Source organism: Wenzhouxiangella sp. XN24 (genome assembly GCF_011064545.1).
GTDB lineage: Bacteria > Pseudomonadota > Gammaproteobacteria > Steroidobacterales > XN24 > XN24.
Genome location: NZ_JAAMFG010000035.1, coordinates 216,797 through 231,515, shown reverse-complemented (window position 1 = coordinate 231,515; position 14,719 = coordinate 216,797). Strand labels below are relative to the sequence as shown.

Genomic DNA, 14,719 nt, shown 5'->3' with positions numbered 1-14,719 from the left:
TCAGCCTCTCCTCTGTCATTGTTCTTCCAGCCCCGGCAGGTCACCACCGAATGCCGTCGTGAATGCCTGCAGCGTCGCACGGGCATCGCTGCAATCCGCCGCGGCGCAACGCGTCGAGACGAACAACCCATAGGCCGAAGGACGTCGCCCCAGCGTGCCGGCGAGCTGGTACAGCTTGGCGCGCCCGGCCGAGGTCGTGACGCGGCCGCCGATTTCGTAGCGATACCATATCAGCCGGTCGCCGCGCGCACCGCGGGACAGCCGCAACTCGCCCGGCGACTGCGCGGCGAGGCGCCCGTCGTCTGGACGTGCCTTGGCGTTGCCGTAGCCAACCAGTTCGCGCCCGCCGCTCTGGCGCGGGTAGTACGCCACCCAGGCGTCCACCGTGTGCCGACCGTCGCTGTAGGACCCGCCTGTGAGCGACTCGGCGCCGGGCTGCACGGGCCGCCAGTCCGGGGACGCCTCGCCCTCCAGGCGCCAGCCGCCTGCCGCTGCGGGCAGCTCGGGTGCAGGCGCCACCGCGGCGAACCGCTCGAGCGCCGTCCAGGCCAGGGCCGGCAGCGCCAGCGCGATGAACGCCAGCACCACCGGCGCGCGCCCTGGCGGCGTCCAGGCGAAAGAAAGCGCCGGGCCCGGCGCCGGCGCGGGCGCCGGGGGCGCCGCCAGTTCAAGGCGACGGCCGAGATACAGCACCGGCAGCATCATGATCGCGAACACCACCCAGCCGAAATAATAGTGGTCGGTCGTAACGAGGAAGTGCTGCATGTCGGTGGCATAGCCGGCGACGATCACCGCCGCGACACGTATCCAGTTGGCGACGATCGCCACCACCAGCGCGGCGAACACCAGGGTCGCGCGCGCCCAGTGGGCCCCGATGTAGAGATAGGACTGGATGGTCGCCAGCGCTGCGGCGGCCATGAAGAAATGCAGGCCGCTGCAACCCTCGACCACTTCGAAGCTGCCGTTGGGCAGGTCCACGCGGTGGCCGTGGATGAAGGCCGGCACGCCGACCGAGTGCAGGAATTCACTCACCGCAACCACGGTAAGGCCCTGTAATAGCGGACTGGCATAATCCCAAGCCGGGAGCACAAAGTAGACCACACCGATGGGCACGGCGAAGACGAGGAAGCCACGCCAGCCGAACAGTGCCCACGCCGCACCCAGCACCAGCGCCGGGAGCGTGAGCTGTTGCACGACCTGGATGCTGGCGGCACTGGCGAGCAACCAGGCCAGGCCCGCGCCGGCGATGGGCAGCAGCCCGAGCCAGGAGGGACGCGTGCCCTCCAGCTCGCCGCGCCGCCATGCGCGCCAGGTCATCCACGCGCCCAAGGCCGCGACCAGGAAGCCGTGTGAATAGGTTGGGTCTGAGATCCAGCGCCCCAGGAGCTTCGCAAGCGTCGGCCAGTAGAGCGCGCCGACGAGCAGGATCGACAGCAGGAACAGCGGCCAGCGCAACGCCGATGGTGCGCCGATCGCGGCGTCGCGCCGGGTCGCGGGGGCGCGGGTGCGATTCGCGCCAGCCTGATCCGCGTCGAACATGCCCGGTGTCCCTGCAGCGCTCATCCGATCTCCGCCTCGCCACTGGTTGCAGGTACCGTGATCTCCAGGCGCTGCAGCATGTCGTACACCGTCGGGCGCGATACGCCGAGCAATTTTGCGGCACGGCTGACGTTGCCATCGGCAGCGGCCAGTGCGTCGACCATCGCGCGGCGCTCGGCGTCTTCGCGCACCTCCCGCAACGTGGGGAGATTGCGCTGCATCCCTTCACCGTCGAGGCCAAGGTCTTCGGCGGAAACCATGGGACCGTCGCTGATGGCCACGGCGCCCTTGATGCGGTTCTCGAGTTCGCGCACGTTGCCCGGCCACGCATGCCGCTGCACGGCATCGACAGCATCATCGGACAGCCCGCGCAGGCTCTTGTTCATGGCTTTCGCATGCACGTGGAGGAAATGGCGCGCGAGGACGACCCGACACCCGGCACGCTCGCGCAGCGGCGGGATCTTCAGCGTCACTTCGCTGATGCGGTAATAGAGGTCCTCGCGAAAGCCTCCCTCGGAGATCAGCTGTTGCAGGTCCTGGTTCGTGGCGCATACCACGCGCACGTCCACGGGAATTTCCTTGCGCCCGCCGATGCGTTCCACCGTGCGTTCCTGCAGGAAGCGCAGCAGCTTCGCCTGCAACGCCGGCGGCATGTCGCCGATCTCGTCCAGCAGCAGCGTGCCCTTGTCGGCCAGCTCGATCTTGCCGATCGTCTGCTTGTGCGCGCCGGTGTAGGCGCCCTTCTCGTAGCCGAACAGCTCGCTCTCGAGCAGGTTCTCCGGAATGGCGGCGCAGTTGATGGCGATGAAGCGGTGCTCGGCACGCGGGCTGAGACCATGCAGCGCCTTGGCGAACAGTTCCTTGCCGGTGCCGGACTCGCCCAGCAGCAGCGTCGTCACATCCACAGCCGCGACTTTCTCGACCTTGCGGCACAGCTCCTGCATCTGCGAACTGACGGCGATCACGCCGGCCAGCGGCGAGCGCGCTTCTTCATGCGCCAGGCGGCGGTTCTCCGCTTCCAGTTCGAAGAGCGTGAAGGCGCGATTGACCAGCAATTGCAGGACGTCCACGTCGACGGGCTTCTGGTAGAAGTCGTAGGCGCCGAAGCCGACCGCCTTCAGGGCATTGTCACGCGTCTCGTTACCGGTGACGACGATGACCTTGGTGGCGGGACGGCTCTTGAGTATTTCCTGCAGGGTCTTGAAGCCCTCGCTCACACCCTCGGGGTCCGGCGGCAGGCCGAGGTCCTGGAGCACCACGGCCGGCTCATGGCGACGCAGCTCGCCCAGCGCACTCTCGCGGTCTTCTGCAAAGACCACGTCGTAGCCGTCGAAACACCACTTGAGCTGCTTTTGCAGCCCGCGGTCGTCCTCGACGATGAGCAGCTTGCGGGCTTCGTCAGCCAAGATTCCGATCCCCTTTTCCTTCGCCTTCCGTTCTTTCAGTGCTGTCACCCTTTCGCATCCTTGCGTCGTCTGTTTGCGTCCCCTGACCCCCAAAGGTAGGCGCCAGGAACTCCCCTGTCTGCCCGGTGCCCGCCTCGACCAGGCGTTCGGGGAAGCGCATCTCGAAACGTGTCCCTTCGCCCGGCGCGCTCTGCACGCGCACCTCGCCGCCCACGGCCTCGACGAACTGGCGCGCCTGGTAGGCGCCGATGCCCATGCCCTTGCTGCCCTTCGTGGAATCGAAAGGCCGGAAAAAGCGCTCACGCAGGAACGCCTCCTCCATGCCGCTGCCATCGTCCTCGACCGCCACGACGAGCTGGCCGTCCTGCATCCCTGCCTGGATGGTCACGATGCCATCCGCAGGCGTGGCATCCTGGGCATTGGTCACGAGGTGTCCGAGCACGGCCGCGAAGCGCTCCCGATCGACGCGCAGCCGCAAGTGTGTGTCCTGGCAGCTTACCGTGGGCACCGGCGTGCGGTCTGTGTGCCGGTTCACGGTCTCGAGTATCAGGCGGCGCACGTCCACTCTTTCCACCTGCGTGGTCCCGCGGCCGCGCTTGAGTTGTTCAAGTAGTCGCTGCATGCGCTCCACGGAATTTGCCACGGTATCCAGCGCGTCGTCGATGAATTCCGGGTCGTCTCGGTACTTGGCTGCATTGCGCACCACCAGGGACTGCTGTGCGATGACGTTCTTCAGGTCATGCATGATGAATGCGGCGAAGCGGTTGTAGGCGTCGAACTGCCGGCTCTCGGCGAGCAGGCGATCCGCCTCGGCCTGGGCCAGTACGGCGGCGACCTGCATGCCGGCGATGCGGAACAGGTCGATGTCCTCGTAGCTCAGGTGGCCGACGGCCCGCGGTGCGGCGAGAAACGCGATACCCCAGAGCGTATCCTGGTTGAGCAGCGGCACGACCAGCGCCTGCGGGCCCAGCGCCTCGGCCCAGCCGGGAACGTAGAGGCCGGGGTGCGAGTCCGGGTCGCGAATTGCCTCCGCGAGGTTGATGGTCCAGCGGCGCTCGGCGAGGAATGTAACGAGCGGATCGTCCGCTGCGAGTGACTGCGGGAAATCCGTGCCTGGTGCACTGATGGCGCTGGTCGCCGCGAGGCGCAGCCCCTCGGACGGACGGTCGTTGTCGATGACCCACAGCGCCGCGCGTTCGGCGCCGGCAAGTTCGGCCAGGGCGCCGAGGCCGCGCTGGGCCATGGGCTCGCCCGTGTCCGCACCGGCTGCGAGTCGCCGGGTGAGCTTGAGCCACTCCTCCCGGTAATCGTACTTGTTCGAGTAGAAGTGTTTCGCGATGAAGACACGCAGCCGTGCGCGCGCGCCGGGGGAGAACACGATCCAGCCGAGCAGCACCGCGGCGCCGAAGAAGAAGGTCGCCTGCAGTACGGTGCCCCACTCTCCGCCTGCAACGCGGAGGCCATAGCCGGCCACCGCCATCACGACGAGGTAGATGCCGATGCCGACCATGCTGGTCGTGTAGAAGGCGACATGGCGCGAGATGAAGACGTCGACCGACCAGGCCGGGTTGCGGCGCGCGGCGAGCAGCAGGAGCGGTACGGCGAGGAAATTGGCGTAGCCGCGAGCGGCCCAGAGCTCGGTGTGGATGCCGCGGAACAGCAGGCCGTGCGAGTAGAGGAACAGGTCGTAGGTCAGGAGGCCGCCGACGCCGAGAATGAGCGGCAGCACGGTCTTGCGTGGTTCGAGGCGCAGCGCGCGGTAGAACTGCTCGAGCAGCACGAGCCCGGCGATGGCAGTGACGAGGCCGGTCGTGACTAGAGCGTGGATGACCTGCGGTGCGGGGTTCGTGTTGAACGGCAGGAACATCTTTAGTGTGCCGTAGACGAGGACGAAACCCGCGGGGGCGAGGCTGAGGAAATGACGCGGGAGGCCGGCGACGCCCTGGCCGGCGGGCGTGATGCGGGCGAGGAAAACGAGCCAGGCGGTGTTGCGGAGGACTTCGAGGATGCCGATGAGCTGCCAGTGCTGTGGCGTGTCCGCGGGGAGCGCCGCGGCGGTGGCCCAGGCGGCGCTGATACCGGACGCTGCGACGAGGAGGCCACCCTGGAGCCGCCCGCGCCAGCTCGTGAGCATGAGCAGCGCCAGCAAGGCGAATGCGATGGCGGCTAGTCCGTAGCCCAGGGTTCCGATCAGCGTCATGCGTGCGGAGTCCTCATGGTTAACGCGTCATTGTCCCTGAGCTTGGCTACGGGACTGTGACTCGCGTCGCATTATCGCAAAGATTTCCGACGCCCCCGTCGGGTTTCTTAACACCCTCTCGGGTCGGACCGTCATAAATATATGAAATAAATAGATTTATTGGGTTAATACTTCGCCAGACGACCGTTAGGCTACACGAAAAACCCGATTCCCGGTCGCGCACGGAGATCACGGTCGATGACCCGCGCCAATCGTGTGTATGTTCCAGGCCACATCTGGCACATCACCCACCGCTGCCACCAGCGCCAGTTTCTCCTCAGCAACCGCGAGGACCGCCGCCGCTGGATTTACTGGTTGTACCAGGCGCGTCGCCGATACGGTGTCTGCGTGTTGAACTACATCGTCACACGAAATCACATTCACCTTCTCGTGCGCGACCGAGGCGAAGGCGAAATCGCGTCTTCCATGCAGCTCGTCGCGGGCCGCACGGCACAGGCCTACAACGAGCGTAAAAACCGCGGTGGCGCGTTCTGGCAGGATCGCTATCACGCCACCGCCGTAGAGTCGGACGGCCATCTGATCCGCTGCATGAGCTACATAGACCTGAATATGGTCCGAGCCGGAGCGGTGGCGCATCCCGCCGACTGGATTGAAGGCGGATACCGCGAGATACAGCGCGCAAAGAGCCGGTTCCGCATCATCGACGTCGCGGCGCTTTGTCGGCTTACCTGCTCCGATTCACCTGCGTTGCTGCGCGACCGGCTGCGTCGCTGGACGGAACACGCGCTGTCGACCAAGCCGCCTCAACGCGAGCCGGTCTGGACGGAGAGCCTGGCCGTCGGACCCGCTGATTTTCTCCGCCGCGTCCATCGCGATCTCGGCGGAGGCTGCCGCCAACGTCAGGTTCTCCAGGCCGACGGCCTGTCCTGCCTTCGAGAACCTTCTGCGCAGTATTTCCTTGACTCGCCGGCTTACGTGACACAAAACAGCCTAAACTGTGTCACCGAAGAGCCTTTAAACGGGCTTTTTCGCCCCCAATATTCCCTAGAAACAGAACCCTACGACGGTCCGACCCGGATAAAAAATGGATTTCAAGGACTATTACGCGACGCTCGGCGTCGAGCGCGGCGCCAAGCTCGACGAGATCAAGCGCGCCTACCGCAAGCTGGCGCGCAAATATCACCCGGACGTGAGCAAGGAGCCGGACGCGGAAGCACGCTTCAAGGAAGTCGGCGAGGCCTACGAGGTGCTCAAGGACCCGGAGAAACGCCGCGCCTACGACCAGCTCGGCGCCGACTGGCAGGCCGGCCAGGAGTTCCGCCCGCCCCCCGGTAGCGGCCCCGGCCAGTACTATTACTCCTCCGGCGGACCCGACGTCGGCAGCGAGCAATTCGGCGGCTTCTCCGATTTCTTCGAAACCCTGTTCGGCCGCGGCGGCGCGGCAGGCGCAAGGTCACGAGGCGCCCAGGACTTCCGCTACCAGCCCGGCCCCATGCGCGGCGAGGACCAGCATGCCCGCATCCAGATCTCGCTCGAGGACGCCTTCAACGGCGCCAACCGCACGCTCGAGGTCCGCTCACCCAGCACCGGCAAGCGCAACATCCGCGTCGCCATCCCGCGCGGCGTCACCAGCGGGCAACGCATCCGCCTCTCCGGCCAGGGCAGCCCCGGCCAGCACGGCGGCGCCGCCGGCGACCTGTTCCTCGAAGTCATGTTCGAACCCCACCCGATCTTCGAGGCCGAAGGCCGCAACATCCTGCTGACCCTGCCGGTGGCTCCCTGGGAAGCCGCCCTCGGCGAAACCGTCGGCGTGCCGACCCTCGGCGGCAAGGTCGAACTGAAAATCCCCGCCGGCTCACAATCCGGCCGCCGCCTGAGATTGAAAGGACGCGGCCTGCCAGGATCGCCCGCCGGCGACCAGATCGTCACCCTGCGCATCGACACCCCGCCCGCGGACACCTCCTTCGCCCGCACGCTTTACGAGGAGATGCGCAGCAAGATGCCGTTCAACCCGCGCCGCGACATCGGGGGCTGAATCATGACTCGCGACGAATTGGACATCATCATGGGCCAGCTGCTCGACGAATCGCTCGAGTTCGAGCTGGCGGAGTTCTGCCGGGTCTGCCAGGCCAACGAGGATTTCGTCGCCGCGCTGGTGGCCGAGGGCGTGATCGAACCGCGCGGGGTTGAACGCACGCACTGGCGCTTCACCGGCCGCAGCGTGCGTCGCACCCAGGTCGCCGTGCGCCTGCATCACGACCTCGACGTGAACCTCCCCGGCGTGGCGCTGGCGCTGGACCTGCTGGAAGAGATCGAGCGCTTGCGCCGCTAGGGTTCCCTACACCACGATCCGCGCCCAGTCCCGCCGGATCCAGAACCAGGTGAACGCGCCGGCCATCGCGGCCCGGTAGCCCACCTGCATCGACCAGATGAACGTCAGCCCGAAGCCCAGTACCGGCCCGGCGAGATACGCCAGCGGGATGAACGCCCCCCACTGCGCCAGCACCGCGATTTTCATGACGCGCTGGTTGTCGCCGGCGCCGAGCAGGCAATGCATCATGACCATGCCGAGGCCCTCGACGGCCATCCCCAGGCCGACGAGGCGCATCGGGAAGCGCGCCACTTCCATCGTCTCCGGGTCGTGGATGAACACGCCGAGCAGCAACTCCGGCCAGATGGCACCCGGCAGGCCGAGCAACGCGAGGCCGAGCATGCCGACACGTGCCACTTCCCAGCCCCAGCGCGACGCGTCGTCGGGATCACCGCGCCCCAGCGCCTGGCCCACGAGCGTCGCGGCTGCGAGCCCGAGGCCGAGTCCGGGCAGCAGGGCCACGAGCGTGAGGTTGAGAATCACCGTGGCGGCGGCCATTTCGCGCGTGCCGACCTGGCCGATGATCCAGAATGTCACGACGAAGCCGGTAGCGAAAAACAGCTGCTGGATGCCGGTGGGCAGCGACAGGCGGGCCAGCGAGACGAGCTGCTCGCGTGACGGGATGCGCTGCAGGAAGCCGGCGGTGCGCGCGTGCCGGAAACCCAGCCAGAGGTACAGCCCCAGGCCCACCATGGTGGAGGCCGCGGAGGCGATCCCCGCGCCCTGCGTGCCGAGCGCCGGCGCGCCGAGGTTGCCGAAAATCAGCACCCAGTTGAGGAAGATGTTTGCAGCGTGCATGACGATCAGCGTGCCCATGTAGAGCCGCGGCAGGTCGACGGCGTTCCAGTAGCCGCGAAACGCGAAATTGGCGCCCATGAACACCATCGCGAGGACGCGCGCCTGCAGGTAGGGCACGCCTTGCGCGATGACTTCGGGGTCGCTGTTGAGGTACGGATAGATCGCCGGCACGAGCCAGTAGAGCAGGATCGACAGCGGCGGGGCGATGCAGAGCACGATCAGCAGCCCGCCGTTGAGCGGCACGGCCATTTCCGCGAGCCGCCCGGCGCCCTTGCGGCGTGAGGCCACGGTCTGCACGCCGACGGAGAGGCCGAGCAGCAGGGCCATGAACATGAAATTGGCGAAGCCGCCGAGCCCGACCGCGCCGAGGGCCGCATCGCCGAGCGTGCCGACCATCGCCGTGTCGACGAGGTTCATGATGTTCTGCGACATCATGCCGCCGATGATGGGCAGCGACAGCCAGAGGATGCGCTTCAGGCGATCCTGGGGCATCAGGAGCTGGATGGGCATTCGGGGACCTGTGGGCACGTAACGGACTAGTGTCCGGCGCTGTTCCCGGCAACGCAATCCCGAGTGCGCTTAGACCCCGATTTTCGCCCCCGAAATCCCATCCTAAGGGCTTTTTTCGGGCCTGAAATAAGTTTTTTCTTTTAAAAACAGACCTTCGGTCGGGTCCGACCCGAGAGTTGGAAAAATTTTTTCGGGCCGCTGGAACTTTTCCGCCGGGGGCGACTCTATCAGGGCGTAAGGAACAATTTCCCTCCAGAGTGTTCCAGACCAATAGCGTGTTCCCCCACGTGATTCGGCCCCGACGCCAGGACGGCATCGGGGCCGAATTTTTTGCGTGCCGGCTCGTCTGGCTGCGTTGGCCTTCCCGCCCTACTCACCCGAACGCATCCGCCAAGGCCCGAACCGGCGCCGCTCGAAAAATAAGTACTCCACGTATTGACAATCATTCGTATTCGCGTCCATAGTTCACCCCAGAGTCGGAGGTGAACCTATGTATGTCTGCATCTGCAAACGCATCACGGACAGCCAGATCCACGACGCCATCGGGCGCGGCGCGCGCAAGCTCGAGGACCTGAGCCGCGAACTCGGCGTCGCCACCGGCTGCGGCCAGTGCGCCTGTTTCGCCACCGACATGCTCGGAGAGGCCCCTGCCGCCTCCGGCGCCATGACCGGCGTGCGCAAGTCCGTCCACCCCGACGCCGCCTGACGCCCAGCCCCGCTTTCTTCGCCCCCGCCGGCATTCCTTGGCCCGGGGGCGTTTCTTTTTATTCAGCCCAGCCGCCGCTCTCCGCCAACGTGGCCTGCTTCGCCGGGCCATGGTCTAATAGCGCGACATCCCCGAAGCTTTCCGCCCAGGAGTAGAGCGCATGAAAGGCGATCCCAAGGTCATCGAGCACCTGAACAAGATCCTCAAGAACGAACTGACCGCCATCAACCAGTATTTCCTGCATTCGCGGATCCTGAAGGACTGGGGGCTCGAGAAACTCGGCGAGAAGGAATACGAGGAATCGATCGACGAGATGAAGCATGCCGACTGGCTCATCCAGCGCATCCTGTTCCTCGAGGGCCTGCCGAACCTGCAGGATCTCGGCAAGCTGTTGATCGGCGAGAACGTGAAGGAGATCCTCGAGAGCGACCTGAAGATGGAGCACATCGCGCTGCCCGATCTGAAGGACGCCATCGCCTACTGCGAATCGACCGGCGACTACGTCAGCCGCCACCTGTTCCGCGAGATCCTCTCCTCCGAGGAGGAGCACGTGGACTGGCTGGAAACGCAGCTCGGCCTGCTCGACAAGATGGGCCTGCAGAACTACATCCAGTCCCAGTCGTCCTGAGGCCGGCGCTTCTGGGATAAGTGTCGTCCCGGACCACCGCGCCGCCATTGAAGCGCGGCGCCTGAGGCACTGCGTGGATTTCCGCGCCCCCTGCGCATCGGGTGCGCCGGTCGCACCCGGGGCGCCAGGCGCGGGAACCCGTGCTCCCGGCGCGGGAATCCAGCCAGCCCTTCCGGCCGAATGATGAACTTCAGAGCGGCATCGCGGAGAGCGGCATCGCGGTCTCTGTTGCCGTCGAACTTTGCTGTATATTCGCGACCCGCTGGAACGACGCCACGCTGGAACGACGCCACGCCCCCAAGCTGAAGCGCCGCCATGCAAAAGCGCCGCCACGCCGAATTGCCGCCAACTGGATTCCTGAATTGCAAAAGCTCATCACCACGATCGTCGTGCTGGCTGCCGGGGCCCTGGCCGCGTGGCTGTGGTTCGGCACGGGCCAGCAGGACGACATGCCGGAGCGCGTGGCAGCGGAGGATCGTCCCGCCGTGGCCGTGGTGATGGTCGAGGCGACGCAGCGCGAACTCGTGGACGAGGTCGAGGCGCTCGGCACGACGCGCGCCCGTGAGGCGGTCGAGATCACGCCGCGTATCACCAGCGTCATCACCGCGATCCGGTTCCGCGAAGGGCAGCGAGTGCAGGCCGGCGACGTGCTCGTGGAGCTCGACAACGCGGAGGAGCGCGCGGCACTTGCCGAGGCGGAAGCCAGGGTGATCGACAGCCGGGCACAGTTTCGCCGCGCCAGCGAACTGCTGGCCTCGAAGACCGTCTCGGAATCCCAGGTGCAGCAACTCGAGGCCACCATGAATGCCGACGAGGCGCGCCTCGAGGCCGCCCGGGCGCGCTTCGAGCAGAGCCTGGTGCGCGCGCCGTTCGCCGGACAGATCGGCCTGCGCCAGGTCAGCCCGGGCAGCCTCGTCAATCCCGGCACGGTGATTACGACGCTCGACGATCTGTCCACCGTGCGGCTCGATTTCACGGTGCCCGAATCGTTTCTCGGCGTGCTGGAAGCCGGCCTCTCGATCAGCGCCCAGAGCGTCGCCTTCGAGGGCCGCAGCTTCGACGGCGAGGTACGCACCGTGAACACGCGTGTCGATCCCGTGACGCGCGCAATCACCATCCGCGCCGAGCTGCCCAACGACCATGGCCTGCTGAAGCCGGGCATGTTCCTCACGGTGCGCCTGGCGGGCCAGAGCCGGCTCCGGGTCATGATCCCCGAGGCCGCGCTCGTGCCTGAAGGCGACCGGCAGCGCGTCTACCTGGTGCGCGACGGCCGCGCCTGGCAGACCGAGGTGGTGGTCGGCCGGCGGTTGCGCGGCGAAGTCGAGATCCTCGAGGGCGTGCGCCCCGGCGACAGCGTGGTCGTCGAAGGCACGCAGAAAGTCGCCAACGGCGGCAAGGTGACACGCGTGGATCCCGTCGCGGTCCTCAGTCGGCGGTGAAAATCTCCGAGCTCTCCGTCCGCCGGCCGGTGTTTGCCACCGTGCTGTCGCTGCTGCTGGTGCTCATCGGGCTGGCGTCGGCGGTCAATCTCGCGGTGCGCGAATACCCGGACATCGACCCGCCGATCGTCTCGATCGACACGAACTACCGCGGCGCCTCGGCCGAGGTGATCGAGACGCGCGTCACCCAACTCATCGAGGACCAGGTCGCGGGTCTCGAGGGCATCGTCAAGCTGACCTCGAACAGCCGCGACGGGCGCTCCAGCGTGGACATCGAGTTCGCCCTGACGCGCAATGTCGATGAAGCCGCCAACGACGTGCGCGACCGGGTCGGGCGGGTGCTCTCCCAGCTGCCCGCGGAGGCGGACCCGCCCCGCATCGCGAAATCCGACAGCGACACGCAGCCGGTCATGTGGCTGACCTTCACCAGCGACCGCCATTCGACGCTGGAACTGACGGACATCGCCGAGCGCATGCTCATCGACCGGTTCTCCGTGGTCGAGGGCGTGGCGCGCGTCAGCCTCAGCGGCGCGCGACGCTACGCGATGCGCATCTGGCTGGACCGCGAGGCCATGGCCGCCCGCGGCGTCACGGCCGAGGACATCACGGCGGCGCTGCGGCGCGAGAACGTCGAGCTCCCGGCGGGCCGGCTGGAGTCGTCGCAACGCGAATTCACGCTGCGCACCCGCACGGGACTGGTGCGGCCGGACGATTTTGCTGCACTGGTGATCGACCGCGGCGGGGACGGCAATTTCGTGCGGCTCGGCGACGTGGCCGAGGTGCGCATCGGCGCCGAGGACGAGCGCAGCATTGCCCGCGCGAACCTGGAGCCGGCCATCAGCCTCGGCATCGAGCAGCAGTCCAAGGCGAACACCGTGGACGTGTCGCGGGGAATCCGCGCCGCCATGGAAGAAGTCGCGCCGTCCCTGCCCGACGGCGTCCAGATCGCCATCAACTTCGACCGCGCCACCTTCATCGAGGCGTCGATGAACGAGGTGGTCAAGGCGCTGGGCTTCGCGCTCACCCTCGTGCTGCTGGTGATCTACCTGTTCCTGGGCAACGTGCGCGCCACCCTCGTCCCGGCGGTCACCATCCCGATCTGCGTCATCGCGACGTTTTCCGTCATGGCGCTGTTCGGTTACTCGATCAACGTGCTGATCCTGCTGGGCCTCGTGCTGGCCATCGGCCTCGTGGTGGACGACGCCATCGTGGTGCTGGAGAACATCTGGCGACGCGTCGAGAACGGCGAGCCGCCGCTGCTGGCGGCGGTCGAGGGCAGCAAGGAAATCGGCTTCGCGGTGGTCGCCACGACGCTGGTACTGGTCTCGGTGTTCCTGCCGATCTCGTTCATCCAGGGCAACGTCGGGCGGCTGTTCCGCGAATTCGGCGTGGCGGTGGCCGCGGCGGTGACGATCTCGAGCCTGGTGGCGCTCACGCTCATCCCCATGCTCAGCTCGAAGCTGTTCAAGAGCGGGCAGAAGCGCGGCTGGCTGACGCGGCATGTCGAGGCGGGCTTCCAGCGCATGGGCCGGGGCTACCGGCGCGCGCTGGGCGTGATCGTGCCGCGTCCCTGGGCCGTCATCGCGCTCGCGCTGCTGGTCACGGTCGCGGCGGCCGGGCTGTTCCGCATCCTGCCGAGCGAGTATGCGCCGCGCGAGGACCGGGGGATCTTCTTCACGCTGATCACGGCGCCGTCCGGGGCCAGCATCGAGTACACCGAGGCCTACGCCGAGCGGATGGAGGAAATCCTCATGCGCTACGTGGACAACGGCGAGGCGCATCGCGTTTTGCTGCGTGTCCCCGGCGGCTGGGGCGGCGGCGGCGGCGTGGACAGCGCACGCGCCATCGTGCTGCTGGAAGACTGGTCGGTGCGCAAGCGCTCGGTCGAGGAGATTGCTGCGGAGGTGCGCGCGGAACTGAGCCAGTTGCCCGGCGTGCAGGCGCGCGTCATCACGCCCGCGGGTCTCGGGGTGCGGGGGGCCGACCGGCCCGTGCAGATGGTGCTCGGGGGGGCCGAATACTCGCAGCTGGCCGCATTGCGCGACGAGCTCATGGCCGCGGCGGAAGGCGTCGGCGGGCTGCGCGGACTCGACTCGAATTACGAGGAACGCCAGCCGCAAATGCGCGTGGTGGTGGACCGCAATCGGGCCGCAGAGCTCGGCGTCTCGCTGGAGAACATCGGCCGCACCCTCGAGACCGTGCTCGGCTCGCGCGAAGTGACGACCTTCATCGACCGCGGGCGCGAATACAACGTGATCCTGCAGGGCCTCGCCGAGGGCCGCGCGACGCCCAGCGACCTGTCCAACATCTACGTGCGCTCCGCCACCAGCGGGATGCTGGTGCCGCTGGGCAACCTCGTGAGCATCACGGAGCGCGCCGGGCCCTCGCAGCTCAGGCGCTTCGACCGGCTGCGCTCCATCACCGTGTCCGCCGGGCTGGAGCCCGGCGCCTCGCTCGGCGAATCGCTCGACACTTTCGAGGAACTGGCGCGCTCGATCCTGCCGCCCGATGTGCGCATCAGCTGGGACGGCGAGTCGCGCGAGTTCAAGGAATCCGGCGGCTCGCTTTACATCACCTTCGTGATGGCGCTGATCGTCGTGTTCCTGGTGCTCGCGGCGCAGTTCGAGAGCTTCCGCCACCCGCTGGTGATCATGTTCACCGTGCCGCTGGCGATCACCGGCGCGCTGCTCGGCCTGTGGGCCTACGGCGGCTCGATCAACGTCTACAGCCAGATCGGCCTGATCATGCTCGTGGGGCTCGCGGCGAAGAACGGCGTGCTGATCGTCGAGTTCGCCAACCAGCTGCGCGACCGCGGCATGGCCTTCGAGGAGTCCATCATCGAGGCGGCCGCCATCCGGTTAAGGCCGGTGCTGATGACCAGCGCGTGTACGGCGATCGGGGCCCTACCCCTGCTGCTCGCCACCGGCGCCGGCTCCGAGAGCCGCCAGGCCGTGGGCATCGTGGTGGTGTACGGGATGACCCTGACGACATTCTTGACACTGTTTGTGGTGCCGGCGGCGTATTCGGTGATCGCGCGGAACACGAAATCGCCGGGACATGTGGGGAAGAAGCTGGCGAGGTTGAGGGCAGGACGCGCGCCAGACGCCGCCTGACTGCGAGGT

The 14,719-nt window shown here is 67.1% G+C and carries 10 protein-coding genes and 1 pseudogene; 7 read left to right on the top strand and 4 right to left on the bottom strand.

Annotation, left to right across the window (positions count from 1 at the left end; all coding sequences use genetic code 11):
* Positions 1–15: 15 nt before the first annotated feature.
* Genes xrtA through prsK form a run of 3 tightly spaced genes read right to left on the bottom strand, consistent with a single transcriptional unit; the run spans position 16 to position 5,145 of the window.
* Positions 16–1,539: an exosortase A gene (xrtA, locus tag G6032_RS12020; protein WP_165282377.1), complete on the bottom strand. Its 1,524-nt coding sequence runs from the start codon at positions 1,537–1,539 to the stop codon at positions 16–18.
* 20 nt (positions 1,540–1,559) lie between these two features.
* Positions 1,560–2,945, bottom strand: coding sequence for a PEP-CTERM-box response regulator transcription factor (gene prsR, locus G6032_RS12015; RefSeq protein ID WP_165282376.1), 1,386 nt, complete (start codon positions 2,943–2,945; stop codon positions 1,560–1,562).
* On the bottom strand, positions 2,938–5,145 hold the full coding sequence (prsK, locus tag G6032_RS12010; RefSeq protein ID WP_165282375.1) for an XrtA/PEP-CTERM system histidine kinase PrsK: 2,208 nt from the start codon (positions 5,143–5,145) through the stop codon (positions 2,938–2,940). Before prsK ends, prsR begins: the two co-directional genes overlap by 8 nt.
* 237 nt (positions 5,146–5,382) lie before the next feature.
* Here prsK and G6032_RS15730 point away from each other — a divergent pair.
* From G6032_RS15730 to G6032_RS11995, 3 genes and pseudogenes are all read left to right on the top strand, one after another.
* Positions 5,383–5,688 (top strand): annotated as a pseudogene (locus G6032_RS15730) (transposase); the annotation flags it as partial.
* 541 nt (positions 5,689–6,229) lie between these two features.
* Positions 6,230–7,180, top strand: a complete 951-nt coding sequence (locus tag G6032_RS12000; protein ID WP_165282374.1) for a DnaJ C-terminal domain-containing protein — start codon at positions 6,230–6,232, stop codon at positions 7,178–7,180.
* A gap of 3 nt (positions 7,181–7,183) precedes the next feature.
* Entirely contained in the window at positions 7,184–7,477 is a 294-nt protein-coding gene (locus G6032_RS11995; RefSeq protein WP_165282373.1) for a chaperone modulator CbpM, read from the top strand.
* A gap of 6 nt (positions 7,478–7,483) precedes the next feature.
* Here the strand turns inward: G6032_RS11995 and G6032_RS11990 are convergent, their stop codons facing one another.
* Positions 7,484–8,824, bottom strand: a complete 1,341-nt coding sequence (locus G6032_RS11990) for an MATE family efflux transporter (RefSeq protein WP_165282372.1) — start codon at positions 8,822–8,824, stop codon at positions 7,484–7,486.
* 490 nt (positions 8,825–9,314) lie between these two features.
* Here G6032_RS11990 and G6032_RS11985 point away from each other — a divergent pair, with 490 nt between their 5' ends.
* From G6032_RS11985 to G6032_RS11970, 4 genes are all read left to right on the top strand, one after another.
* The gene (locus tag G6032_RS11985; RefSeq protein ID WP_165282371.1) at positions 9,315–9,530 is read left to right on the top strand and encodes a (2Fe-2S)-binding protein; all 216 of its coding nucleotides are present in this window, start codon (positions 9,315–9,317) and stop codon (positions 9,528–9,530) included.
* Positions 9,531–9,690: 160 nt separating this feature from the next.
* Positions 9,691–10,158, top strand: a complete 468-nt coding sequence (bfr, locus tag G6032_RS11980; RefSeq protein ID WP_165282370.1) for a bacterioferritin — start codon at positions 9,691–9,693, stop codon at positions 10,156–10,158.
* 362 nt (positions 10,159–10,520) lie between these two features.
* Positions 10,521–11,597: an efflux RND transporter periplasmic adaptor subunit gene (locus G6032_RS11975; RefSeq protein WP_165282369.1), complete on the top strand. Its 1,077-nt coding sequence runs from the start codon at positions 10,521–10,523 to the stop codon at positions 11,595–11,597.
* A complete protein-coding gene (locus G6032_RS11970) occupies positions 11,594–14,710 on the top strand; it encodes an efflux RND transporter permease subunit (protein WP_165282368.1) in 3,117 nt (1,038 codons plus the stop codon). The genes G6032_RS11975 and G6032_RS11970 overlap by 4 nt, the downstream gene beginning before the upstream one ends.
* The last annotated feature ends 9 nt before the right edge of the window (positions 14,711–14,719 follow it).

What these genes read in the sequence shown, in the direction of transcription:
- xrtA (WP_165282377.1), bottom strand. Translation starts at nt 1,539, where the DNA reads ATGTTCGACGCGGATCAGGCTGGCGCGAATCGCACCCGCGCCCCCGCG.
- prsK (WP_165282375.1), bottom strand. Translation starts at nt 5,145, where the DNA reads ATGACGCTGATCGGAACCCTGGGCTACGGACTAGCCGCCATCGCATTC.
- G6032_RS12000 (WP_165282374.1), top strand. Translation starts at nt 6,230, where the DNA reads ATGGATTTCAAGGACTATTACGCGACGCTCGGCGTCGAGCGCGGCGCC.
- G6032_RS11995 (WP_165282373.1), top strand. Translation starts at nt 7,184, where the DNA reads ATGACTCGCGACGAATTGGACATCATCATGGGCCAGCTGCTCGACGAA.
- G6032_RS11990 (WP_165282372.1), bottom strand. Translation starts at nt 8,824, where the DNA reads ATGCCCATCCAGCTCCTGATGCCCCAGGATCGCCTGAAGCGCATCCTC.
- G6032_RS11985 (WP_165282371.1), top strand. Translation starts at nt 9,315, where the DNA reads ATGTATGTCTGCATCTGCAAACGCATCACGGACAGCCAGATCCACGAC.
- bfr (WP_165282370.1), top strand. Translation starts at nt 9,691, where the DNA reads ATGAAAGGCGATCCCAAGGTCATCGAGCACCTGAACAAGATCCTCAAG.